This is a genomic window from Thalassotalea hakodatensis (assembly GCF_030295995.1).
In the GTDB taxonomy this organism is placed as follows: Bacteria; Pseudomonadota; Gammaproteobacteria; order Enterobacterales; family Alteromonadaceae; genus Thalassotalea_C; species Thalassotalea_C hakodatensis.
Window position 1 is genome coordinate 434,418 of the sequence record NZ_AP027365.1, and the last position, 24,844, is coordinate 459,261.

Consider the following 24,844-nt stretch of genomic DNA (forward strand, 5'->3'; position numbering starts at 1 on the left):
TCACAATGTTTTAATTAATCAGGAGCTATAATGGCAACTATTAACCAATTGGTACGTAAACCACGTGTCAGACAAGTACAAAAAAGTAACGTTCCAGCGTTACAAGCTTGTCCACAACGTCGTGGTGTATGTACTCGCGTATATACTACTACGCCTAAAAAACCTAACTCAGCACTACGTAAAGTTGCTCGTGTTCGTTTAACTAACGGCTACGAAGTTACTTCTTACATCGGTGGTGAAGGTCACAACTTACAAGAGCATAGCGTTATCTTAATCCGTGGTGGTCGTGTTAAAGACTTACCTGGTGTACGTTATCATACCGTTCGTGGCGCACTTGATTGTTCAGGTGTTAACGATCGTAGACAAGGCCGTTCTAAGTACGGTGCTAAGCGCCCTAAATCTTAACGGTTCTCCGTCAAGTAAGGCCAAACTAACTTTTAATTTTTAATTGTTTTGGGAATATCCTGAAGCTATATCGGAGAATTTAAAATGCCAAGAAGACGCGTCGTTGGGCAACGTAAAATATTGCCAGACCCGAAGTTCGCAAATGAACTATTAGCAAAATTCATCAACATTCTTATGGTTGATGGTAAAAAAGCTGTTGCAGAAAAAATCGTATATGATGCACTAGATCTTTTAGCAGAAAAAAACAACGAGAAAGAACATTTAGAGCTTTTCGAAGAAGCGCTAGATAACATTCGTCCTCAAGTAGAGGTGAAATCTCGTCGTGTTGGTGGTTCAACTTACCAAGTGCCTGTTGAAGTTCGTCCAGTTCGTCGTAATGCGCTAGCCATGCGTTGGTTAGTTGAAGCAGCTCGTAAACGTGGTGAAAAATCAATGGCTCAACGCCTTGCTAACGAGATGTTAGATGCATCTGATAGCAAAGGTTCAGCGGTTAAGAAACGTGAAGACGTTCACCGTATGGCCGAAGCGAACAAAGCGTTCGCTCACTATCGCTGGTAATCACGATAGTAAAAAAATGAACAGCGTAGTTACTTACTTTCATAAAGTAGTAACTACGCTTTTCTACACTAGGCTATAGTTAAATACTTTTAGTGTCAGTCGTAGATAACTAGACATTTGAAATTATTTGAATATATCTTTTAAAGATTAGAGGAATACATTAGTGGCTCGTACAACACCTATAGAGCGTTACCGAAATATTGGTATCTGTGCTCACGTAGATGCAGGTAAAACGACAACAACAGAACGTGTACTTTTTTACACGGGGCTCTCACATAAAATTGGTGAAGTACATGACGGTGCTGCAACAATGGACTGGATGGAGCAAGAGCAGGAACGTGGCATCACGATTACTTCTGCGGCTACTACATGTTTTTGGAAAGGGATGGATGCACAGTTTGATGAGCATCGAATCAATATTATAGATACCCCTGGCCACGTTGATTTCACTATTGAAGTAGAGCGTTCATTGCGTGTGTTAGATGGTGCTGTATTAGTGCTGTGTGGCTCATCTGGTGTACAACCTCAAACAGAGACCGTTTGGCGACAAATGGAACGATACGCAGTTCCGCGTATGGTTTTCGTTAATAAAATGGACCGAATGGGCGCTGATTTCTTATCTGTTGTACAGCAAATGAAAGATCGCCTAGGCGCAAACGCGGTGCCAATTCAGCTAGCGATTGGCTCTGAAGAAGATTTTGCCGGTGTTGTTGATCTGATAAAAATGAAGGCAATAAATTGGAATGAAGCTGACCACGGCATGACCTTCACATATGAAGAAATTCCTGCTGACATGCAAGCGCTTGCAGAAGAGTGGCGTGAAAATTTAGTCTCAGAAGCCGCTGAAGCAAATGATGATTTGATGGAAAAATACCTTGAAGAAGGTGATTTATCTGAACAAGAAATTAAACAAGCTCTTCGTCAGCGTACGCTTGCTAATGAAGTTGTATTAACCGCCTGCGGAAGTGCTTTTAAAAATAAAGGTGTTCAGGCAGTACTCGATTATGTTGTTGAATTTTTACCATCACCTACAGAAGTACAAGCAATTACTGGTATCAATAACGACAAGCAAGAATCAGAAGGTACACGTGAAGCAGATGATAATGCACCGTTTGCTGCACTAGCGTTTAAAATTGCAACTGATCCGTTTGTTGGTACGTTAACATTCTTCCGTGTGTATTCTGGTGTGGTAAAAACCGGAGATAGTGTTTTTAATCCGGTAAAAGGTAAAAAAGAACGCTTTGGTCGTATTGTGCAAATGCACTCGAACGATCGAAAAGAAATTAAAGAAGTTCGTGCAGGTGATATAGCGGCCGCGATTGGATTAAAAGATGTAACGACAGGTGATACGCTTTGTGATACTGCTAATGTGATCACGTTAGAGCGTATGGAGTTTCCTGAGCCGGTAATCTCGATAGCAGTAGAGCCGAAAACAAAAGCCGATCAAGAAAAGATGGGTGTAGCGCTTTCTAAGCTAGCGGCAGAAGATCCTTCATTTAGAGTTGAAACTGACGATGAAACCGGTCAAACCATTATTTCTGGTATGGGTGAACTACATTTAGACATCATTGTTGATCGCATGAAGCGTGAATTTAGTGTCGATTGTAATGTGGGTAAACCGCAAGTTTCTTATCGAGAAACAATTCGCAAGCAAGTTGAAGTGGAAGGTAAGTTTGTTCGCCAATCAGGTGGTAAAGGTCAATACGGCCATGTTTGGCTTAGAATGGAACCTCAAGAAGAAGGTGCAGGTTTTGAGTTTGTTAACGAAATAGTTGGCGGCGCTGTACCTAAAGAATATATTCCTGCAGTTGAAAAAGGCTGTAAAGAACAAATGGATGCTGGTGTACTAGCTGGTTTTCCAATGTTAGACGTAAAAGTTACGCTATATGATGGTTCATTCCATGACGTTGACTCAAATGAGATGGCGTTTAAAGTAGCTGGTTCTATTGGTTTCAGAACAGGGGCTTTAGAAGCAAACCCTGTGATGCTTGAACCAATGATGAAAGTTGAAGTTATTACTCCAGAAGAAAACATGGGTGATGTGGTAGGTGATTTAAATCGTCGCCGTGGCATTATTGATGGTATGGATGAAGGCCCAGCTGGACTCAAAGTTGTTAATGCTTCAGTGCCACTTGCCGAAATGTTTGGTTATGCAACCGATTTACGCAGTGCAACCCAAGGGCGAGCTTCTTACTCTATGGAGTTTAAGCAATATGCAGAAGCGCCTAAAGCGGTGGCAAATTCAATTATTGAAGGGCGCGGAGGCGTTGTTTAGTCATTGGATAAGAAATTTGAGTAGTCGAATTTCGGCTATTCATAATACGACAAGCTCCCAGTGAGTTTGTGATAGGACATAAAGTTTGCTCATTTTTTGACAAGACCGTCCGTCTTGCCTACAATCTAGCACCTTAACTTTGTGTCTTTTACTCTCGCTGAGAGAACAAAATATTAAATTTAAATGTAAGTACTTTCTTTTAAGGTAATTTTAAAATGGCTAAAGAAAAATTTGAACGTTCGAAACCGCACGTTAACGTTGGTACTATCGGTCACGTTGACCACGGTAAAACAACTCTAACTGCTGCTATCTCAGCAGTATTAACAAAAACTCACGGTGGTGATTTACGCGATTTCGCACAAATCGATAACGCACCAGAAGAGCGTGAGCGTGGTATCACGATCAATACGTCTCACATTGAGTATGACACAGCATCACGTCACTATGCGCACGTAGATTGCCCAGGTCACGCGGATTATGTAAAGAACATGATCACAGGTGCGGCTCAAATGGATGGTGCTATCTTAGTAGTAGCAGCAACAGATGGTCCAATGCCACAAACACGTGAGCACATCCTTCTTTCTCGTCAGGTTGGTGTACCTTACATCATCGTATTCATGAACAAATGTGACATGGTAGACGACGAAGAGTTATTAGAATTAGTAGAGATGGAAGTTCGTGAACTTCTTTCAGAATATGACTTCCCAGGCGATGATTTACCAATCATCCAAGGTTCAGCATTAGGTGCATTGAACGGCGAAGCGCAATGGGAAGAGAAAATCTTAGAGCTTGCAGAGCAATTAGATACTTACATTCCAGAGCCAGAGCGTGCAATTGACGGTGACTTCATTCTTCCAATTGAAGATGTATTCTCAATTCAAGGTCGTGGTACGGTAGTAACAGGTCGTGTAGAGCGTGGTATCATCAAAGTAGGTGATGACGTAGAGATTGTTGGTATCAAAGATACAACAACAACGACTTGTACAGGTGTAGAAATGTTCCGTAAGTTGCTTGACGAAGGTCGTGCAGGTGAGAACTGTGGTGTATTATTACGTGGAACTAAGCGTGATGAAGTACAACGTGGTCAAGTACTAGCGAAGCCGGGTTCAATCAACCCACATACTAAGTTCGAATCAGAAGTATATGTATTGACGAAAGATGAAGGTGGTCGTCACACGCCATTCTTCAAAGGCTACCGTCCACAGTTTTACTTCCGTACGACAGACATCACAGGTGCAGTAGAGTTACCTGAAGGTGTAGAAATGGTAATGCCAGGCGACAACTTAAAGTTTGTAGTAGAGCTAATCAACCCAATCGCGATGGACGAAGGTTTACGCTTCGCAATCCGTGAAGGTGGTCGTACAGTAGGTGCTGGTGTTGTTTCTAAGATCATCGACTAATATCGATATCTAGTTCACATCGAACACCTAAAAAAGGTCGCGTCAGCGGCCTTTTTTGCATTTAAGTTCTGGCAGCTTCACGGAGTTCCGAGATTAAAGGGGTCAGGTACTGAGCTATCCCCACAAATAATTCTTACATATCAATGAAATAATTTGAACCGAAGGGAACATTCATGGTGTTTGGTGATCAGATCTATCGCCAAACAAAAATAACCAACCGGAAACACCATGAATGCGCTCCCTATATTGAAGAAAACCCTCACTCTTGTCACCCTTAAAATGCACGCTAGACGACGAACTTCTTTAGTTTTATCACTTGAAAGCCTATTAATGGGCGCAAATGCAACAGTGACTAATCTTGGCCGAGGCATTAACTCGAAAGCAAAAGAAAAGCACAGAATAAAACGAGCAGATAGGCTGTTATCCAATACGCATTTGCAACGAGAAGCATTTTCGATATATCAATCTTTAGCTAAATTCACGATAGGTAAAGCGATGCGTCCTATTATTTTAGTAGATTGGTCTGACTTAGATGAACATAAAGGACACTTTTTACTTCGAGCAACGCTTGCATCACATGGTCGTGGAATTTGTTTGTACGAAGAAGTGCATAGTGTTAAAACGAAAGAGAAACCTAGGACTCATCAACAGTTTTTAACAAACTTAGCTAAAATATTAGCCGATACAAGTAAACCAATTATCGTCACTGATGCTGGCTTTAAAACACCTTGGTTTCGGGCCGTTTTAGCGCATGGATGGGACTTTGTTGGGCGAGTACGTTTGCCCAACTTTTATAGTATCGATGACAAAGTATGGCAATGTATTACTCACTTATACGCTAAAGCCACAGGCTGTCCTAAGTCGTTTAACGGAGCAATTGCGAGAAGTAATCAATTAGCCTGCAGATTACTGCTTTATAAGCAAAAGAGCAAAGGTCGACAATCGCTGAATCATTCAGGTAAGAAAAGGCTTTCTAAAACCAATAAGGTTTATAGAAAATCAGCTAATGACCCATGGTTGCTCGCTACATCACTGCCTCAAACAAAGCAACTTGCTCGACGTACGACGAGAATATATGGTCTGCGCATGGAAATAGAAGAAGGTTTTAGGGATATGAAAAGTCATCAGTTTGGGCAAGGGTTTGAATATAATAGAACATACAACACCAATAGGCTGGCTATTCTTATCTTACTGACAACATTAGCTCATTGGTTACTGATGGCCATCGGATTAGCGGCTAAAAAAGCGTATAAACACCATCAATATCAGGCAAATAGCTTAAAGAATAAGAATGTACTATCACTTCACTTTATTGGCTTAAGAGTCATGGCAAATCGATATGAGAAGCTCTCATATCTCGAGCTTCTCACGGCAATTAAGCAATTGCATTTAACTGGAGGAGCACATTCCTTTGATACTTTATAGAATTAGTGGGGATCACACAGGGTCAGGTACAATTAATATAACTTTTCCATTGATGCTTCAGTCACTTATAATGTACCTGACCCCTTTAATTTCTAAAAAATCCATTCGCTATTATTTTGATCAATAAATAGCTGTGATATGGAAGTAGGTAAAGAATAGAGTATTAATTGGGATGTTTTTAGGCATTTAGCCTAGTTATCTTATCTATAATGAGTTGACGTTCGATCCGGTTTTTACTAAGTTTTAAAGCGTTGTGATAAGCGTTTATCGCTTGTGTTGCATTATGTTCAAGCTCAAAGGATTTTCCTAAAACCATATAATATGGCAAATAATTTTTCATTAGTTGCTCTATCGAAGCTAATTGGATTTTAGCCTTATTGACTTCCTTATTCATTAATAATGCGGCAGCATGATTAACGACAACTGCCGGTGATTGATTATATTCTCTGAGCTTTAAGTATAGTAACGAGATTTGTTGCCAGTCTGTGTTTTGAAAGTTCGATGATTGACAGTGAAGGCCTGAAATGGCTGCTTCAATATGGTAACTTGATACCGTACCGAACATCAGTGATTTCTGTAATAAAATATCAGCATTGTTAATGAGCTTTTTATTCCACAAGGAGCGATCTTGAATTTCTAATGAGATAAAATGGTGTTCATTTCTTGCTGGTATTCTAGCATAAGAAAAAGTCATTAAAGCTAGTAAAGCAAGTGCATTGGGCTTGCCACGAAATGTTCTACATAATGACGATAATAAATCGATTGCTTGTTTGCATAGTAAACTAACAAAAGATTTGGAGCCAGAATTTGAATAATAACCTTCGTTAAATACCAGATAAATCACTTTTAAAACACCAGAAATTCTTGCTTCTAAATGTTTAGCTGAGGGTAAGCTAAAATCAAAATTATTATTCTTGATTTTCCTTTTTGATCTAGTAACTCGTTGTTCAAGTGTCTTATGTGGAATGAGTAAAGCTGAAGCAATTGTTTTGTCATCAAATCCAAAAACAAACTTGAGCGTTAAAGCCACTTGATTGTCAATCGCAATAGTAGGATGACAACATGTAAAAATAAGGCTTAAGGTCGCATCTTCGAAATTATACGCTTGTTCAATGGTGAATGTTACGCTTGAACGATGCGGTTCAAATCTATTTTGTTTTCGCCAAGAGTCAATAGCAAAATTTTTGGCTGCACTTATTAACCAAGCCTTAGGGTTGTTAGGTATTGAATCCTTCCAGTGGGTAAGTGCTTTCTCACATGCATGCTGAAGAGAGTCTTGTGCTTGATCAAGATCACCTAACTGCCTAACGAGAACAGCTAATGCGGTTCCGTAGGCAGTGGTGATACATTCTTGTATTATCAAATTATTCAATAACCATAATTGGCCTAACTTCAACACAGCCATCTTTCGCGGATGGGATCCGGGAAGCAATCTCTACAGCTTCATCTAAAGAAGCCGCTTCTATAAGGTAATAACCGCCTAATTGCTCTTTTGTTTCAGCAAATGGTCCGTCGGTAAGAAGGGTTTCTCCATTTCTTACCCGAACAGTTGTTGCTGTTTCGGTTGGCATTAACGCTTCACCACCGATGTGGTTGCCAGTTGCTTCAATCTCTTCTGTAAATTTATGATAGTCTGCAAACAGTGCTTGGTTGGCTTGATCATCGCGCTGAGAAGCAAGTGACTCGGCCTCAAAGATTAAACATAAATATTGCATTTTACACTCCTTATTATTAGATAGTGACTAGATTATTATCTAGCTTCCCTTATAAGACGTTCGAATAAACAAATTTCCGACACTTGAATTAAAAATAATTTACAACGAGCGACTACTTATTGTTATTAGTCTATTTCGTTTATTGCTGTGCGCGTTGTATTCAGTCGGTTTGTATTTTTTGACTTTTAGATTAAAGGGGTCAGGTACAATTAACAATAATGTACCTGACCCCTTTAATCTTACATGAATGTATAAACTTGTATATTGTCGGCCGATTCCAGTATTTCAATTAATCTCGATTGTCCTCGAATATACTTATCTCCTTCATCGGCGCGTTTCCACATAGCATTCGTGATATTGTGATAAAAAGCCACATAAGGTGTGTTAAATTCAATTGCATTGGTGACGTTAGATATTTGCTCAATTGAAACATTTCGCTTGATGACGGGCTTTGCATAAAGCCTAATGAATGCCAAAGTATCATCGGTAAATTCTATTTCTGTAGCAATTCTTAGGTAATTTAATACTTCTTGTTGTGTTAAATAACGTTCATTTTGCGTGTCGTAAATAAATAACGCAGGAAAACTGGGCTTTTGTCGATCCTCTTGTAATGCATAAATATTATTAAGTTCTTGCATTGGCACTTTAATGTTATTGGCCTGTACTGAGTTGAAGCTAAAAAATAATATCAATAGTAGTGTAGATAATTGTTTCATAATTAAATCCTTTTACGTTTTTATAGATGGCCTTACAGGTTTCTTGGTTGATTGCCAACATGCAATTAAAGTAACTTATACCTGTTGGTATAATTGATTTTTATTTTTAAAACATTTAGTGCGCACTTTTTAACCTACAAACCATTAATGAATAAGTCAACTAACCATTTCGTAGTTTTCAACAAAACAAAAAAAGAGCACCGAAGTGCTCTTGTTAGCGGAACAAACAAAAACTTTATTGGTTGTTTAAAATCCATTCAGATAATAAACGCACGCCGTAGCCTGTGCCACCTTTTGGTACTTCACCTTTATTAGATGATGCTAACGCGTTACCCGCAATATCAATGTGAGCCCATTTTACATCACCGGTGAAGTGTTGTAAGAACGTAGCAGCAGTTGTTGCACCTGGACCACCTGTGCCTGTATTTCTTAAATCAGCAATATTACTTTTTAACATATCGCCATAGCCTAGCGGCAAGCGCCATAAGTTTTCATTGACTTGCTTACCAGCAAAGGTAAGTTGTTTAACTAGTTCATCGTCTTCAGAAAATACCGCGGCATAATCATTACCCACAGCACGAACCTTTGAACCTGTTAATGTAGCTAAATCAACCAAAATACTTGGATTATATTTCTCTCGTGCATACCAAAGCGCATCAGAAAGTACTAAACGGCCTTCGGCATCAGTATTTGTGATCTCTACTGTTAGACCTTCAGCAGTACGTAAAACATCGCCAGGTGCTACTGAGTTTTCAGAAACCATATTGGCAGCCATTGCCATAATGGCTACAACGTTAACTTTTTCTTCGTTTAATGCTAATGCTTTTACTGTACCTAGAGCTGCAGCAGCACCAGCCATATCAACTTTCATGTGTGCAATAGAACTGTGAGTTTTTATATTATAACCACCGGAATCAAAGGTGATACCTTTACCTGCTATAGCAATTGGTGCATCGTTGCTGTTCTTATAATGTGCGATAACTAAACGAGAACCGTCTATACTTCCACGGCCTACAGCTTCTAAGGCACCCATACCAAGTTTTTTAATCTCTTTAGGGTCAAGTACAGTAACTTTTACACCTAGCTTTTTAAGCTTCTTCGCTTCTTTTACAAAGTCTACTGGCGTTAACTCTGTTGCGGTTTCACTGGTTAAGTCACGAGCCAAAAATACACCCGATTCTATGTTGCTTAATGGCTTATATGCTTTTGTTGTGTCACTACCGTTATTTACGTCAAAATAGAAAGATTTTTCTTGGCGTTTTTCTTTACGGTATTCGTCAAAGCGATAAGCTCTAAGACTAATGCCATGAGCAATAAGGGCGGCAGTTTCTGCATTGTTCTCACCTACATTATCTGCGGCAACAGTGATGGTTTTGATGTGTTTTTGTTCTAACTTACCTGATAAATTACCACCAAGTTTGGTTGCTTTGTCTTTAGATAAGGCTTTATCGCCAGTGCCAACGACAATAACACGTTGGAAATCAAGGTTAGTAGGCGCTAAAATTTCCACCATGGAGCCATAATCACCTGAAAAATCAGCTGCGGCAATTGCTTTTTCTAGTTGACCGTTAGTTTGTGAATTGAATGCCTGAAAAGAACTGGTTGCAGAATCTTTAGCATGAAATACAACTAATGTATCGGTTGACTGTTTAACGGTTGTTTCAAAAGTAAAAGACTCTGCACTTGTAATGGCAGAAGCACCTAATAATGATAGGCTAAAAGCTAATTTAGTCAGTTTAGTTGGCATAAAATGTCCTTGTTATTAATGGTTATTTATCTGTGAGTTTTAATGATAATATTCTATCTAAGCTTGAATTAGTAGATGGGTTAGATGCGATAAACATGTGGTTATTCACGATAGTTTGATGTTCGTTGTAAGTATTACCAGCCAAATCAAAAAAGTGTTTCAAGAATAGAGTGTTTGTTTATTGATAAAAAGCGAGCAAGGCTCGCTTTTTAGGGTTTTAGCGATTACATTAATCGCTAAACAAGCTGTTTAAGAAAACGGGCAGTATGTGAGGTTTTATGTTTAGCAACCTCTTCTGGTGTTCCTGTTGTCAGTATCTCACCGCCGCCAGAGCCGCCTTCTGGACCAAGGTCTACTATCCAATCTGCAGTTTTAACCACATCAAGGTTGTGCTCGATGACCACAATAGTATTACCGTGATCTCTTAAACGGTGTATGACTTCGAGCAGTTTTTTGATATCGTGGAAATGCAGCCCCGTGGTTGGTTCATCTAAAATATACAGTGTACTACCCGTATCACGTTTAGACAGCTCTTTTGAAAGTTTCACCCGTTGTGCTTCACCACCTGAAAGTGTAGTGGCTGATTGGCCTAATTTTATGTAACTTAATCCTACGTCCATTAATGTGTGTAATTTACGTTTAACGGCAGGGATGGCAGAAAAAAATTCAAACGCATCTTCAATGGTCATATCTAATACTTCGTGAATATTCTTGCCTTTATATTTGACTTCTAACGTTTCGCGGTTGTAACGCTCACCTTTACAAACGTCACAAGGTACATATACGTCAGGTAAAAAGTGCATTTCTACTTTTATTACGCCATCACCCTGACAGGCTTCACAACGACCGCCTTTGACATTAAAGCTAAATCGACCTGGTTTATAACCGCGTGAGCGTGCTTCTTGCGTGCCAGCAAAAATATCGCGAACATTGGTGAAAATACCGGTATAGGTTGCAGGGTTTGAACGCGGTGTACGACCAATAGGACTTTGGTCAATATCAATCACTTTATCCAATAACTCTAAACCGCTAATTGATTGATAAGGTGAAGGTTCAGATGTTGTTGCTCCGTTTAGTTCTGTATGAGCTAATTTATATAAGGTGTCGTTGATTAAGGTAGATTTACCTGAACCGGAAACACCTGTCACACAAGTCATCAAGCCAATAGGAATGGTAAGATCAACATTTTGTAAGTTATTACCGCTAGCGCCTAGCAATGATACAACTTGTGTTTTATCAAAAGGAGTGCGCTTTTTTGGAATATCTATTTTTTCTTTACCAGATAAATATTTACCTGTTAATGACTCTTCGCTGGCTAAAATATCATCAACTGTACCAGAAGCGATTATATTACCACCGTGTACACCAGCCCCAGGGCCAATATCAATGACATGATCTGCTGCTCGTATGGCGTCTTCATCATGTTCTACAACAATAACCGTGTTGCCTAGGTCTCGTAAGTGTATCAGTGTACCTAATAAACGCTCATTATCGCGTTGATGTAAGCCGATGGAGGGTTCATCAAGCACATACATGACGCCGACTAAACCTGCGCCTATTTGACTCGCTAAGCGAATGCGTTGTGCCTCGCCGCCTGATAGTGTATCAGCACCCCGTGAAAGGTTTAAATAATTTAAACCAACATTAACAAGAAAGCCTAAGCGATCATTAATTTCTTTGAGGATCTTTTCAGCAATTTGACCTTTTTGACCGGTTAAGTGTAGTCCTTGGAAAAAAGCCAATGCGTCTGCAGTTGATTTTTCAGTAATGTGATGCAGTGGCGTATTGTCGATAAATACATTTCTTGCTTCTAAGCGCAAACGTGAACCATCACAATCAGGGCAATGTTGACTGTTTAAGTATTTTGTTAACTCTTCACGAACTGCGTTTGATTCCGTTTCACGGTATCGACGATCCATATTATTGAGAATACCTTCGAAAGGATGTTTTCGAATAACAATATCGCCGCGATCGTTCATGTACTTAAATTCAATTTGTTCGTTGCCGCTACCTCGAAGCACGATATCTTGGTGCTTTTTACTGAGAGATTGAAAAGGTGCGTCTACTGCAAACTTATAGTGTTCAGCAAGTGCTTGTAGCATTTGAAAATAATAGAAGTTTCGTTTGTCCCAACCTCTAATTGCACCGCCAGATAAGCTTAATTCAGGGTTAGTAATAACTCGGTTAGCATCAAAAAATTGTTGTGTGCCTAGGCCATCACAGGTTTGACATGCACCCGCAGGGTTATTGAACGAAAAAAGTCTCGGCTCTAATTCTTGCATGCTATAGCCACAATGTGGACAGGCAAAGTTGGCAGAAAATAACAGTTCTTCTTTGTCAGGTTCATCCATAAAGGCGACTTTTGCCGTGCCAGCGGTTAACCCTAATGCGGTTTCAAAAGACTCGGATAAGCGTAACTGAATATCTTCGCGCACTTTTAATCGGTCAACTACCACTTCAATGGTGTGCTTCTTATGCAATTCTAGCGTGGGTGGATCAGATAAGTCGCAAACTTCACCGTCTATTCGCGCTCGAATATAGCCTTGTGCTGCGAGATTATCTAATAGCTTTACATGTTCACCTTTCCTGTTTTGTAACACAGGAGCAAGAACCATCACTTTTGTGCCTTCTTCTAAAGCAAGTACCTTATCTACCATTTGCGAAACAGTTTGTGCTGACAAAGGTTGATGATGAGTAGGGCAACGAGGATCACCTACACGAGCGAAGAGCAACCGTAGATAATCATATATTTCAGTGATGGTACCGACTGTTGAGCGTGGATTGTGCGAGGTTGATTTTTGTTCTATTGATATAGCGGGTGACAAACCTTCAATATGATCAACATCGGGCTTTTCCATCAACGAGAGAAACTGACGCGCATAGGCTGATAATGACTCAACATAGCGTCGCTGACCTTCAGCATATAAAGTGTCAAAGGCTAATGATGACTTACCAGAGCCTGAAAGGCCTGTAATGACGATAAGTTTATCTCTTGGTAGATCTAAACTGATATTCTTCAAATTATGGGTACGTGCACCACGAACTTCTATTTTTCTCATAATGTTCCAACAGTAAATCGCAGCCAAACATTATGGCATAACTTGCAGGTGAACTGCATTAATAATATCCATTTTTGTTACGTGAATAGCCGTGGTAAACTAGCGCGGTTTTCGTTAGCTAGTCAGGTAGTTTGTTGTAAATATGGGTCACTCAGGATTAAATCAGATTGAGAAAAAAGCCGCTTTTTCATTAGCTGCTGTGTTTGGCTTGCGCATGTTAGGCCTTTTTATGATCCTACCTGTTTTTGCAATTTATGGTGAACAGTTAGTCGGTTTTAGTCCAATTTGGATTGGCCTAGCGATAGGCGCTTATGGCTTAACACAAGCGTTATTACAAATACCGATGGGCATGCTATCAGATAAATTTGGCCGAAAGCCGGTGATACTTGGTGGTTTGTTGGTGTTTTTACTGGGTAGTATTGTTGCTGCAATGTCAGAGACCATCTATGGCGTTGTATTAGGGCGAGCATTGCAAGGCATGGGGGCGATTGCTAGCGCAGTATTGGCATTAGCGGCTGATTTAACTCGAGAAGAGCAGCGTCCTAAAGTAATGGCCACCATCGGCATGTTTATTGGTTTATCTTTTACCGCTGCGATGATTGTAGGGCCTATTGTGGCTGAATCTTTTGGTTTGTCTGGGCTATTTTGGTTTATTGCTTTATTAACAATTGCGGCCATGTTGATGATCCAATTTATTGTTCCGTTTTCCGTCAACAAAGCGCCTCGTGGAGATAATGTTGCTTTACCCGCGCAACTAGGCAAAATCATACGTGAACCTCAGTTATTTCGATTAAACCTTGGCGTGTTTATTTTGCACATGGCACTTACAGCGTGTTTTGTCACATTACCAAAACAATTTGTGCAAGCAGGGTTAATGTTAGAAGATCATTGGCAATTGTATTTACCGGCGCTACTTGGTTCGTTCTTGTTAATGGTCCCGTTTATGATCTTCGCTATTAGAAAGCAAAAAGAAAAACAGATGTTCGCGAGTGCAGTTTTATTGTTAAGCGCATCTTTACTGTTTTTTTGGTATTTACCTTTAACATTAGTAACTCTAACAGTGCTAGTAGTGCTGTTTTTCACCGCCTTTAATTATTTAGAGGCGACCATGCCATCGTTATTATCTCGTATCGCACCTGCAGGCCAAAAGGGTAGCGTGATGGGCGTATATTCGAGTAGCCAATTTTTTGGGGCTTTTACCGGTGGGCTGTTAGGTGGAGCTATCGCTGTAACTTTTGGTGAATCGATGATTTTTCTTATAATGGCTAGCTTTAGCCTTTTATGGTTCATTGCTGCGATTGGTATGAAACCACTTAAAAAATCAAAAAGTTATAGCTTTTCTACCACGATAACAAATGAACAAGAAGCGAATGATGTTGTTAACCAGTTAGTCGTTTCCCCAGGGGTTATTGAAGCTACCTTAGTGCACTCTGAATCTGTAGCTTACTTGAAAATTGACGATAAAATCGCAGATTTAGCGCAGATAAAATTATTGTTGAAATCACCCATTAAGAAAGAAAGCGTTTAGTTCTATTGTAATATTCACTCTTGTTTTATTTTTCGTTATCCAGTACCGTTAGGTAACTGCAAATAGGAAGCAGAATAACATTAATAAAACAAGGAGTTGTCATGTCCTATAAATCTTTATTTATTACCTGCCTTTTTTGTATTACTTTCAGTTCGTTTTCAGCATTAGCCGATAGACTTACGGGTGTATTAGAAGGTACGTATCTTGCCGTATCAGGCCATAGTACATCAAGGGAAGTAAGCCGCTTAACGATGGGAGAATCTCCTAGACAAGTCGGCAAATATAAGTTGGTACTTAAACGTGAAGGTTGGAAAGACCTGTCAAAAGAAGATAAAAAACGCATTAGAAAACGATTAGTGATCAAAGGCGAATTTACTGGCGTGATGGATATGTCAACTCACACATTAAACCATACGCTGGTTAACCAAGATAAATCAGGCACGCTATATTCGCATGGAGATTATTTAATACCTGAACAAGGTGATGCATACTGTAGCAACGGTGTTCCTTTAGCAGGTATCGAGCATATTAATTTTGTTAACGGTTCAGGCATTTATCAGCATTTAATCGTTGGAAAACTACAACTAAAAGCACAAGTGAATAATTGTCCAACAGAAGAAAATTTTTTACAAAATGAGTTTACCGTTATTGTTGGAAATGGCAGCTTAACTTTTGCTGCGACTGGCGAATAATCATAGTATTTCTTGGATGAGTGATTGAATAATGGTCATTACACTATGCTGATGATTTCATCATGCATGTTGTTTTCGCCAATACTTACAATCACTTCATCTCCTTCTTCTTTGCCCATTAGAGCTGCACCAATCGGGGAGCTAGGCGTAATAATAATCGTTGTTTGATTGTCTGCCTTAATCGTTAAGCCACCTCCTGCTGGACTAATGAAGTAGTGATGCTCTTGGCTTGCAAGTTGTATTAAAGACGCCATTGCTATCGTGTGATGTGGTTCAATAATCAAATTTGATACTTGGCTCATGGCTAACGACAGTTCGTTTACGCGGCGAGAGTGCCCCTCAGCTAGGTAACTAGCTTCTATTGCTAAGGTATCATATTGAGTTTCAGCCACTGATTGATCATCAATGGCTGCCAGATGGGCGTTTTTAGCCGCCTGCTTTGCTGCTTCTAAAGCATTTGCTAGCTGAACTAATAATGCTTGCTTAACTGTTTTTTTTCTGTGAGATATCCATAGGAAAGCTGTGTCGCTCACTTATTAGCCGATAACGTGATTTGTAAAAATAATGTTAACTTTTTAATTGTTTTCCATGCTTTGGGCATTATAATGCGCGTCCTTTTGAGTAGAACATATTGTTTACAAAGGGAAGAAATCAATTATAAAGGATATTCCATGAAAAAAATAACATTAGCCTCATTATTCTCATTATGTGCTTTTACTGCTTCCGCTGAATGGTCTGGCGGCGTTGGCTATGCAAATTTATCAAATGAAGACATCAGCCTTGGGGCGTTAGTAGGTGAAGTCGCTTATAACGTACATAAAGAAGAAAAGTTTTCTTTGATCACAGGCTTACGATACGGCATAGGCATTCAAGATGATAGTGCTAGCTATGCCAATACAACGATTGATATTGAGTTAGATCGCTTCGTTGCAATCGATGTAAAAGTGCAGTTTGCCCTGAATGAGCAAGTGTATGCGTATTTACTGCCTAGTTACGGTAATGCAAAACTTTCGGCATCAGTTGTTGGTGAGTCAGCTTCTGATGATGATTGGGAGTTTGGTTATGGTGGTGGTATTGGTTATCAGTTTAATCAACAGTCAGCGATTGAAGCGAGCTACCAACAGTTTGATGATACTGATGTGCTAGGTGTGAGTTATACCTTTAAGTTTTAAAGCATTGAGAGATTACCTCTATTAAACGAGGCAGTATGTTAAAAAGGGCTAACGTGTTGTTAGCCCTTTTTTATGATTACAAAAAAACTATCTGACAGGTGTCAAAATAAAGCTTGAAATTTAATCGAACAGCTACTACCTTATAACAACTGGTTAGACCTTTAAGAGATGCATCATGCCAAAAAAATCACCTTTTCCACATATTTTTCAACCCTTAGATCTTGGTTTTACTACATTGTCGAATCGCGTACTGATGGGATCGATGCATACCGGCTTAGAGGAAGAAAAAAACGGCTTTGATAAGCTAGCTGCTTTTTATCAAGAGCGTGCAAAAGGTGGTGTGGGCTTAATTGTTACTGGCGGTATAAGCCCAAATATTCGAGGGCGGCTTGCCCCTTTTGGCTGTCAATTAAGTTATTTCTGGCAAGTAAACAAGCATAAAAAAGTAACGGAGGCTGTACATAAATATCCGACTAAAATATGTTTACAACTTTTGCATGCAGGGCGTTATGCTTATCACCCATTTAGTGTTTCAGCGAGTAAACTCAAAGCGCCAATAAATCCGTTCACGCCAAGCAAAATGTCAGTGAGACAAATTAAGTCAACCATTAAAGATTTCGCGCATTCTGCAAAGTTAGCCGCCAAGGCCGGTTACGATGGCGTTGAAATTATGGGTTCAGAAGGTTATTTAATTAATCAGTTTAGTTGTGTACGGACCAATAATCGCTCCGATGAATGGGGTGGCTCAATTGAAAATCGTATGAGATTAGCATGTGAAATTGTTAAAGCGGTTAGAGCAAAAGTGGGTGAAAAATTTATCATTATTTTTCGTTTATCTATGCTGGACTTCGTAGAAGGGGGGAACGAATGGCAAGATGTTGTTACCATGGCCAAAGCAATAGAAAAAGCGGGTGCAACCATCATTAATACGGGTATTGGTTGGCACGAAGCGCGTATTCCAACTATTTCAACTTCAGTACCAAGAGCCGCCTTTACTTGGATCACCGAAAAAATGAAACAAGAGGTTTCGCTACCGTTGGTGACAACTAACCGCATAAATACGCCGGAAGTCGCAGAAAAAGTGCTTGCAGAAGGGCAGGCTGATATGGTTTCTATGGCGCGACCCTTTTTGGCGGATGCTGATTTTGTCAACAAGGCGGCGGCTAACCATAGTGATCATATAAATACCTGCATTGCTTGTAATCAAGCGTGTTTAGATCATGTATTTAAGCAACAGCGTGCGTCTTGTTTAGTAAACCCCCAAGCTTGTTATGAAACAGAACTTGTGCTTGAAAAAGCGCACGCTGTAAAGAAACTTGCCGTTATTGGTGCAGGCCCAGCCGGTTTAGCCTTTAGTGTTTATGCATCGCAAAAAGGTCACCAGGTTACTTTATTTGATCAGGCTGATGAAATAGGTGGCCAATTTAATGTCGCCAAACAAATCCCCGGCAAAGAAGAGTTTTATGAAACGCTGCGTTATTTTAAAATACAATTAAAAAAACATAATGTTACGTTAGTGTTAGGGGAGCAGCAATCGGTTGAAAGCATCGCTAAACTAGGCTTTGATGAAGTGATTTTAGCCACGGGTATTACGCCTAGAAACTTGTCAATTGAGGGGGCAGATCACCCTAAAGTGCTGAATTATTTACAGGTGATAAAAGAAAAAATGCCTGTTGGAAATAAAGTTGCCATTATTGGAGCGGGTGGTATTGGCTTTGATGTTGGCTGTTACTTAGCGGAACAACATAGCTTATCAAGTGACGCAGATGCGTGGATGAAAAACTGGGGTGTTGATAAGCAATATCATCAGGCAGGTGCTTTGCTAGCAAATGCTGCTCATCCACGTACTGAAAAAGAAATTTATCTTTTACAGCGTAAAACTACAAAGGTTGGTGCCGGTCTTGGTAAGACTACGGGCTGGATCCATCGAGCAACATTGAAAAATAATGGCGTTAAAATGTATAACGGTGTGTCGTATGAAAAGATTTCTGATCAAGGGTTACATATTACGCATGAGGGAAAAGCAAAAATTCTCGATGTAGATAATGTGATTGTTTGTGCAGGACAAGAGCCACAAAGGCAGTTATATGATGGATTGAAAAGCGCCAATATAACTACCCACCTTATTGGTGGTGCTGATGTCGCAGCCGAACTTGATGCCAAGCGGGCAATTCGTCAAGCACTAACACTTGCTATATCTGTATAATATAGTTTTAGTACAACGCTTATTAGGATTGACGTACCTAGCATGGGTCACTGTTATTTATGCTGCTGACATCATAAACTCATTTATTGTTTACATACGAATTGAGGTTACAGCCACTAGAACTTGCGTTGGCCATGTTAGGTTAATACACTCCACACATTGAATATTTCTAGTGGCCAACAGATTTTATGCAAATAAATGCGATTGAACTTCAACAAAAACATATTAATGTTATCTCGTCTGCAAAAGCGTTTGCCGCTGTTTTAAATGGCTTAATTGCTCAAGCGAAAAATCGCATTGTTATTTCAGCGTTATATCTTGAAAATGATCAAGCAGGCCAAGCTGTAATGATGCAGCTTGTTACGGCCAAACAAAAAAATCCTACCTTATCTATTTCTATTATTGTGGATGACCACAGAGCTCGCAGAGGACGCATTGGCGATAAAACAGCTGCCGGTAATTTGGTTAGTTACCAAGCTTTATGTCGCAAATATGATGTTGATATTGCCTTTTACGGTATACGGGTTAAAACGCGAGAGATCATGGGAGTGATGCACCTTAAAGGCATGTTTTTTGATGATACGGTGCTTTATAGTGGGGCAAGCATTAATAATGTTTACTTACATCACCATTCACAGTATCGCTTAGATCGTTATTATCAAATACAGAGCAAAGCTTTAGCTGATAGTATGTGTGATTTATTACTCACAAAAATAGTCGCTAAAGGCTTAGCAAGCTCGTTATTAGAATCAACAGTCGTTGATAAATCACAATTAAAACAGTTAAGCCAGCGTACTTTTTCAATGCTACGTCATGCACAATATCAACTTCCAAAGCAGCCCAAACAAGCTGAACTTTCGGTAACACCTGTACTTGGTTGTGGCAAAAAGCATAATGCCTTAAACGATTTATCACTATCGCTATTAAATGAGAGTAGCCGTTCTGTAGTGTTAATTACGCCATATTTTAATTTACCTAAAAAGATGATTAAAGCGATTACACTCGCAATGAAACGTGGTGTGTCAGTTAAAATTATCGTAGGTGATAAAGTCGCGAATGATTTTTTTATTGCCGATGAAAATGCTTTTTCAACGATTGGTATTATCCCGTATTTATATGAAAAATTGTTACGTCGTTTTGTTAAAAAATATCAAGCAGATATCAGCCAAGGGAAGTTAAACATACATGTATGGCAGGATGGCGATCATACTTTTCATGCTAAAGGTATGATTGTTGATGATAAATATCATTTACTTACCGGAAGTAACCTGAACCCGAGAGCGTGGAATCTTGATTTAGAAAATGCGATTTTATTGCAAGATCACCAAAAAGTGATGATGCAAACTATTACACAAGAGCTTGATAATATCGTAAAAAATACCCGAAAAATCACCGATGCGAGTATGCTTGATGAAGAGCTACAATACCCTGAAAAACCTAGAAAAATGATGAAGAGACTGACTTTTTCTAGAATTGATCGATTATTAAAACGCTTCCTTTGATAAGTAAAATCTCTTACCTTATAACTGAATGTTACTTCCGCCTACCGTGAACTGTGGTAACGTTAATTAAAATCAGTCACTTAATTAATATATATGAATTATAAACAGCTAGTTATCGGTAAATTTATTCTCTTAAGTTCTTTAGCGTGTACAGCAGGAACAGACACCACAGATTGGATGCCCGAGCAAAGCTTCACTCAAGGTGTTGAAGGGCCTGCCGTTGATCAATCTGGCCACTTATATGCCGTTAATTTCGAAAAACAAGGCACTATTGGTAAAGTTACCGCAAGAAACAATGCCGTGATTCATATCACATTAACTGATGGCTCTATTGGTAATGGTATTCGTTTCGACAAAGCTGGAACCATGTATATTGCTGATTATGTTAACCATAATATTCTAGCGTTAGAGAAAAACAGCGAAGATGTTAAGGTTTATGCTCATAATGATCAGATGAATCAACCTAATGATATCGCCATTATGGATAATGGTATTTTGTTTGCGAGTGACCCAAATTGGGCGGAAAACTCAGGTAATCTTTGGCGTATTAATACTGATGGTTCAACTTCATTATTGGAAAAAGAGATGGGCACTACAAATGGTGTTGAAGTAAGCCCAGATAATAAAACCTTGTATGTGAATGAAAGTGTGCAACGAAATGTTTGGCGATATGATCTAGACGCTAAAGGAAACATTAGTAATAAAACGCTTTTTCATCATTTTGAAGACCATGGAATGGATGGCATGAGAACCGACAAGGCAGGTAATCTGTATATTGCTAGATATGGTGCTGGCGTGGTTGCGGTATTATCGCCAAGTGGTCAATTAATAAAAACAGTTACTTTATCGGGTAAGCACCCTACTAACATCGCCTTTGGTGGTAAAGAAGGTAAGCAAGTGTTTATTACTATGCAAAAAAGAGGTGCGATTGAAACATTTAATAACGATATCGCGGGTAGAAATTATTAGCCTCGAACCGTGAGTTGGATGTGACTGACTAATACCTATAGAAAAGCCCCATAAAAATGGGGCTTTGCTCTTTTTAGGTTACAATAAGCGCGATACTGTCAATTACCTAAATATTATTAAAAAATAAAACAAAAAGCCCTTATAAAGGACTTTTTCTATTTAAATCTACATTTTTATTTTTGTTTCAGAGTTGGGTAGGACACGTGCGCCCTAAAAAGGGTTAGCCGTTGTCCCCCCACCGAACCGTACGTGCACATTTCTATGCATACGGCTCTCCATTAGACTTTAGCAAAATTTCGATAATCGGGTAGCGTCCCTCTGTGAAGATCTACATGACAGTCCTTGCATAACACCAATGTTTTCCTGTTACGGGCAATCATTAGGCGTTTCCAAGGTTCTATACCATCTTTGATATCTTTCAGTTTGCGCACATGGTGAACTTCAAGATAGCCAGTTTTGGTGCCACAATATTCACAGCATGTTGCTGACATCCTATCTAACAGCTCGGTACGTGAGGAATATTTATAAACATTCGGTAACTGATTAATAAAATCAGGCACACTAATTCCGGCTGTAGACACACTTCGATTTTTAAGTTGGAAAACCTCAATTTCATAGCGTTTTCCATTACGAAATTCATAGTGAATGTATCTACCATCTGGTTGCCTTAATTGCCGAGCAATTTTAGTCCTTGATGTTCGATGCTTGCCTGCCAGTGTCTTAAACAAACTGTTTTGCCATATCCAATGTAATTTATTGAGATATAGCACTGGTGCAAGGTTGTAGTAGTTTGCAAAACCGCGCATTTCCGCATTGTACTGACTAATGATTTCATAGTCAGACAGATACATCATGACTGGTTTACTGAGACTACCACCATCCCCCATGTCGTAATTCCCATAGCCACGAAGAGAACAGAATTTATGTATTCTGGCTCTTGGTACACCAAGGTGGACATGTTCAGTAATAGTACGTTTAGTCCCGTATGTCTTACCGCCATCCGATCTATGTCCCACAACACATTTGACCCTTTTATCTTCCCGTCTACAAATCACTTCATAGCCAAGAAAAACAAAGCCTTGCTTAGGATCTACAACACTCGATTTTTCTTTCGAAACTTCAAGTTTTAATTCTGACTCAACAAATTCAGTAATGTCAGCCATTACCTGCATTGCTTCCTGTTTTGAACCAATGATCCCAATTAGGAAGTCATCAGCATACCGAACGTATCTCATGCGTTTAAAGTCAGGGTCATCCATAAGAACGCTTGACGTACTCGCCATTTGCTCTTCGAATGCCTTCACCTCTTGCTTCCATCTTTCAATTTTCTGCTCATCAGCAGGGAAACCAGAGGCTCCGAAACCTTGTTTTATCCACTTGATGCGGTTGGTACGATTTTGTAGAGCCTTTTTGTACTCTGGGTTGGGTTTCCTTCGTCCTCCTTTACTGAACTCTTTGATTTTAGTTTTCATAAACTCATCAAGTTCATGGAGAAAAACATTGGCTAGTATCGGGGAAATTATCCCGCCTTGCGGGGTTCCCGTGTGGGTGCCAAAGTAACGCCATTCTTCCATATAACCAGCCTTTAAGAACTTCCTGAGAAGCGCCAGAAAAGGTCGATCATCAATTCTCTTACTGAGAAATCGCAGTAGGAGGTCATGGTTAATGTTGTCGAAATAACCCTTGATATCTACGTCACATACCCACTTGGTTCCCTTCCAACTGTCTCTAATTTCAGTCAGAGCAGTGTGACAAGATCGCCTAGGTCGAAATCCATAACTCCAATCACTAAAGGCTGGCTCGTAGATTTCTTCCAAGATCATTCTCATGACCTCTTGTATCAGCTTGTCATCACCACTTGGTATTCCAAGAGGTCTTTTCTTACCATTCGGCTTCCGAGCATCTTTGGGTATGTGTGTGCGTCTGCAAGGTTTAGGATAATAACTACCAGATTTTGTGAGGTTGATCAGATGATTAATCCTTTCAATGCCCATTCCATCCAATGTGTTATCGTCTATCCCTTTCGTCATGGCTCCACGATTGGGATAGATGTTGGCATAAGCCTGCATCCAAAGATCCTGATGACTACACATGATTTTGTGTAGCTTCTTGATCTTGCAACCTTGTTTACTTGCTTTACTAATACCACTTAGAGCTTTGAGTGTTCTATCTGATAGCACTGACTATCGAACCTCGCTTCTATTAGTATCGCGTCTAACTGACTCCCTTCCCCCTTACATTTGAATTTTCACATGGGTTACTCCAGTGCTTATATCCAAATTTCAGGTCGGATTAAAACCGACTGCTACCCCATTACAGGGCTACGTTGGGTACTACGGAGCCTCCGTCACCATATTGGTTGTTAAATTCAAACCAACTTAGGTGATCCCGCATTTCTCTGTAGTCAAGAGGCGTCCTACTTAGGTTTCACTTACGTCCAATTACCACTCTCACCGAGCAGGTGCCAATGTTGTCGGATATGATGACCTTCTAAACATAATCATCATAAACATTGGTATGACTCCTTAACTATCGTGAGCCAAAGATATCCCGAAACCCACTATGGACTATGATTCAACCAATCAGGTTTAACCATATAGGACTTGCAATGACTGGCGCAAAGTAGATAGTTTCCCCGCCACCAGCCTTTTCCTAACATGCTGCACTCCCCTCCCTCTTTCGAGGTTCAAGTCTATTACTAGACAAGGATAAGTTAGGCTTGCAATAGGCTTTCCAACAGCCTATACTTGCGACACAGACTTGCCGTAAGTGCTTGATTTACAAAGCAAAACGGCGCACTCAGAACGGGATGTCATCATCAAAATCGATAGTTGGCTCTTGAGGGTTTACCTTAGCGTTTGACTGATTTTGTTGCTGAAAGCCGCCTTGCTGCGCAGGTTGTTGTGTCGGCTGCTGCTGATAACCTGATTGCGAACCACCTTGTGGTGAACTTTGCGCTGGCTGTTGATAACTTTGCTGCTGTTGTGGAGCTGGCTTTTGTTGATAACCTTGCTGTTGTTGCGCTGGTTGCTGATAAGCGGCTTGCTGAGGCGCTGCTGCTGGCTGTTGTTGGTATCCACCGCCTTGTTGCGAAGAAGACTGTTGATAGCCTCCTTGACCTTGGCCTCTTGAATCCAACATTTGCATTTCATTAGCAACAATTTCAGTGGTGTACTGATCTTGGCCTTGTTGGTTTTGCCATTTACGTGTTTGTAAACGACCTTCTAAATATACTTTTGAGCCTTTCTTCAAATATTCACCGGCAATTTCCGCTAAACGTTGATAAATAACAATGCGGTGCCATTCAGTTTTTTCTTTCTGTTCGCCAGTTTGTTTGTCTTTCCAGGTTTCAGATGTTGCTACGGTAAAGTTTGCAACGGCATTACCATTTGGCATAAAACGTACTTCAGGATCTTGCCCTAAGTTGCCAACAATAATGACTTTATTTATCCCACGACTGGCCATGTAACTCTCT

Annotated in this window: 19 protein-coding genes; 11 read left to right on the forward strand and 8 right to left on the reverse strand. The window is 39.9% G+C overall.

The features are described from left to right. Window positions 1-30 precede the first annotated feature (30 nt). From rpsL to QUE72_RS01855, 5 genes are all read left to right on the forward strand, one after another. On the forward strand, window positions 31-405 hold the full coding sequence (rpsL, locus tag QUE72_RS01835; RefSeq protein WP_074499547.1) for a 30S ribosomal protein S12: 375 nt from the start codon (window positions 31-33) through the stop codon (window positions 403-405). A gap of 84 nt (window positions 406-489) precedes the next feature. Next, window positions 490-963: a 30S ribosomal protein S7 gene (rpsG, locus tag QUE72_RS01840; protein ID WP_074499548.1), complete on the forward strand. Its 474-nt coding sequence runs from the start codon at window positions 490-492 to the stop codon at window positions 961-963. Between the two features lie 163 nt (window positions 964-1,126). Then, window positions 1,127-3,238 (forward strand): elongation factor G, encoded by a 2,112-nt coding sequence (gene fusA / locus QUE72_RS01845; RefSeq protein WP_074499549.1) that lies wholly within the window; start codon window positions 1,127-1,129, stop codon window positions 3,236-3,238. A 215-nt stretch (window positions 3,239-3,453) separates the two neighbouring features. Continuing rightward, window positions 3,454-4,638 (forward strand): elongation factor Tu, encoded by a 1,185-nt coding sequence (gene tuf / locus QUE72_RS01850; protein ID WP_286271148.1) that lies wholly within the window; start codon window positions 3,454-3,456, stop codon window positions 4,636-4,638. A 228-nt stretch (window positions 4,639-4,866) separates the two neighbouring features. After that, on the forward strand, window positions 4,867-6,063 hold the full coding sequence (locus QUE72_RS01855) for an IS4 family transposase (protein ID WP_286271155.1): 1,197 nt from the start codon (window positions 4,867-4,869) through the stop codon (window positions 6,061-6,063). A 178-nt stretch (window positions 6,064-6,241) separates the two neighbouring features. Here QUE72_RS01855 and QUE72_RS01860 read toward each other — a convergent pair whose 3' ends face one another. From QUE72_RS01860 to uvrA, 5 genes are all read right to left on the reverse strand, one after another. Beyond that, complete coding sequence (locus tag QUE72_RS01860) at window positions 6,242-7,462, reverse strand: RNA polymerase sigma factor (protein ID WP_175573135.1); 1,221 nt, start codon at window positions 7,460-7,462, stop codon at window positions 6,242-6,244. Continuing rightward, the gene (locus tag QUE72_RS01865; RefSeq protein ID WP_074499500.1) at window positions 7,428-7,778 is read right to left on the reverse strand and encodes a YciI family protein; all 351 of its coding nucleotides are present in this window, start codon (window positions 7,776-7,778) and stop codon (window positions 7,428-7,430) included. Before QUE72_RS01865 ends, QUE72_RS01860 begins: the two co-directional genes overlap by 35 nt. Before the next feature lie 239 nt (window positions 7,779-8,017). Next, window positions 8,018-8,494 (reverse strand): hypothetical protein, encoded by a 477-nt coding sequence (locus QUE72_RS01870; protein ID WP_286271157.1) that lies wholly within the window; start codon window positions 8,492-8,494, stop codon window positions 8,018-8,020. A 235-nt stretch (window positions 8,495-8,729) separates the two neighbouring features. Further along, window positions 8,730-10,241: a leucyl aminopeptidase gene (locus tag QUE72_RS01875; protein ID WP_074499498.1), complete on the reverse strand. Its 1,512-nt coding sequence runs from the start codon at window positions 10,239-10,241 to the stop codon at window positions 8,730-8,732. Window positions 10,242-10,477: 236 nt separating this feature from the next. Then, on the reverse strand, window positions 10,478-13,300 hold the full coding sequence (gene uvrA / locus QUE72_RS01880; protein WP_286271159.1) for an excinuclease ABC subunit UvrA: 2,823 nt from the start codon (window positions 13,298-13,300) through the stop codon (window positions 10,478-10,480). 142 nt (window positions 13,301-13,442) lie between these two features. Here uvrA and QUE72_RS01885 point away from each other — a divergent pair, with 142 nt between their 5' ends. Continuing rightward, complete coding sequence (locus QUE72_RS01885) at window positions 13,443-14,828, forward strand: MFS transporter (protein WP_074499496.1); 1,386 nt, start codon at window positions 13,443-13,445, stop codon at window positions 14,826-14,828. A 101-nt stretch (window positions 14,829-14,929) separates the two neighbouring features. Beyond that, a complete protein-coding gene (locus QUE72_RS01890; protein WP_074499495.1) occupies window positions 14,930-15,520 on the forward strand; it encodes a hypothetical protein in 591 nt (196 codons plus the stop codon). A 38-nt stretch (window positions 15,521-15,558) separates the two neighbouring features. On the opposite strand, the gene QUE72_RS01895 is transcribed toward QUE72_RS01890, so the two are convergent. After that, entirely contained in the window at window positions 15,559-16,053 is a 495-nt protein-coding gene (locus QUE72_RS01895) for a GreA/GreB family elongation factor (RefSeq protein ID WP_286271160.1), read from the reverse strand. A gap of 138 nt (window positions 16,054-16,191) precedes the next feature. On the opposite strand from QUE72_RS01895, the gene QUE72_RS01900 reads away from it, so the two are divergent. From QUE72_RS01900 to QUE72_RS01915, 4 genes are all read left to right on the forward strand, one after another. Then, complete coding sequence (locus QUE72_RS01900; protein WP_286271162.1) at window positions 16,192-16,692, forward strand: outer membrane beta-barrel protein; 501 nt, start codon at window positions 16,192-16,194, stop codon at window positions 16,690-16,692. 175 nt (window positions 16,693-16,867) lie between these two features. After that, window positions 16,868-18,898 carry an oxidoreductase gene (locus QUE72_RS01905; protein ID WP_286271163.1) on the forward strand — a complete coding sequence of 677 codons (2,031 nt, stop codon included), beginning with the start codon at window positions 16,868-16,870 and terminating at the stop codon, window positions 18,896-18,898. Between the two features lie 188 nt (window positions 18,899-19,086). Beyond that, complete coding sequence (pssA, locus tag QUE72_RS01910; RefSeq protein ID WP_286271164.1) at window positions 19,087-20,400, forward strand: CDP-diacylglycerol--serine O-phosphatidyltransferase; 1,314 nt, start codon at window positions 19,087-19,089, stop codon at window positions 20,398-20,400. Between the two features lie 93 nt (window positions 20,401-20,493). Further along, window positions 20,494-21,369, forward strand: a complete 876-nt coding sequence (locus tag QUE72_RS01915; protein ID WP_074499490.1) for an SMP-30/gluconolactonase/LRE family protein — start codon at window positions 20,494-20,496, stop codon at window positions 21,367-21,369. 278 nt (window positions 21,370-21,647) lie between these two features. Here QUE72_RS01915 and QUE72_RS01920 read toward each other — a convergent pair whose 3' ends face one another. After that, the gene (locus QUE72_RS01920; protein ID WP_286271166.1) at window positions 21,648-23,438 is read right to left on the reverse strand and encodes a reverse transcriptase domain-containing protein; all 1,791 of its coding nucleotides are present in this window, start codon (window positions 23,436-23,438) and stop codon (window positions 21,648-21,650) included. Between the two features lie 730 nt (window positions 23,439-24,168). After that, window positions 24,169-24,834, reverse strand: a complete 666-nt coding sequence (gene ssb, locus QUE72_RS01925) for a single-stranded DNA-binding protein (protein WP_074499489.1) — start codon at window positions 24,832-24,834, stop codon at window positions 24,169-24,171. Window positions 24,835-24,844: the final 10 nt, after the last annotated feature.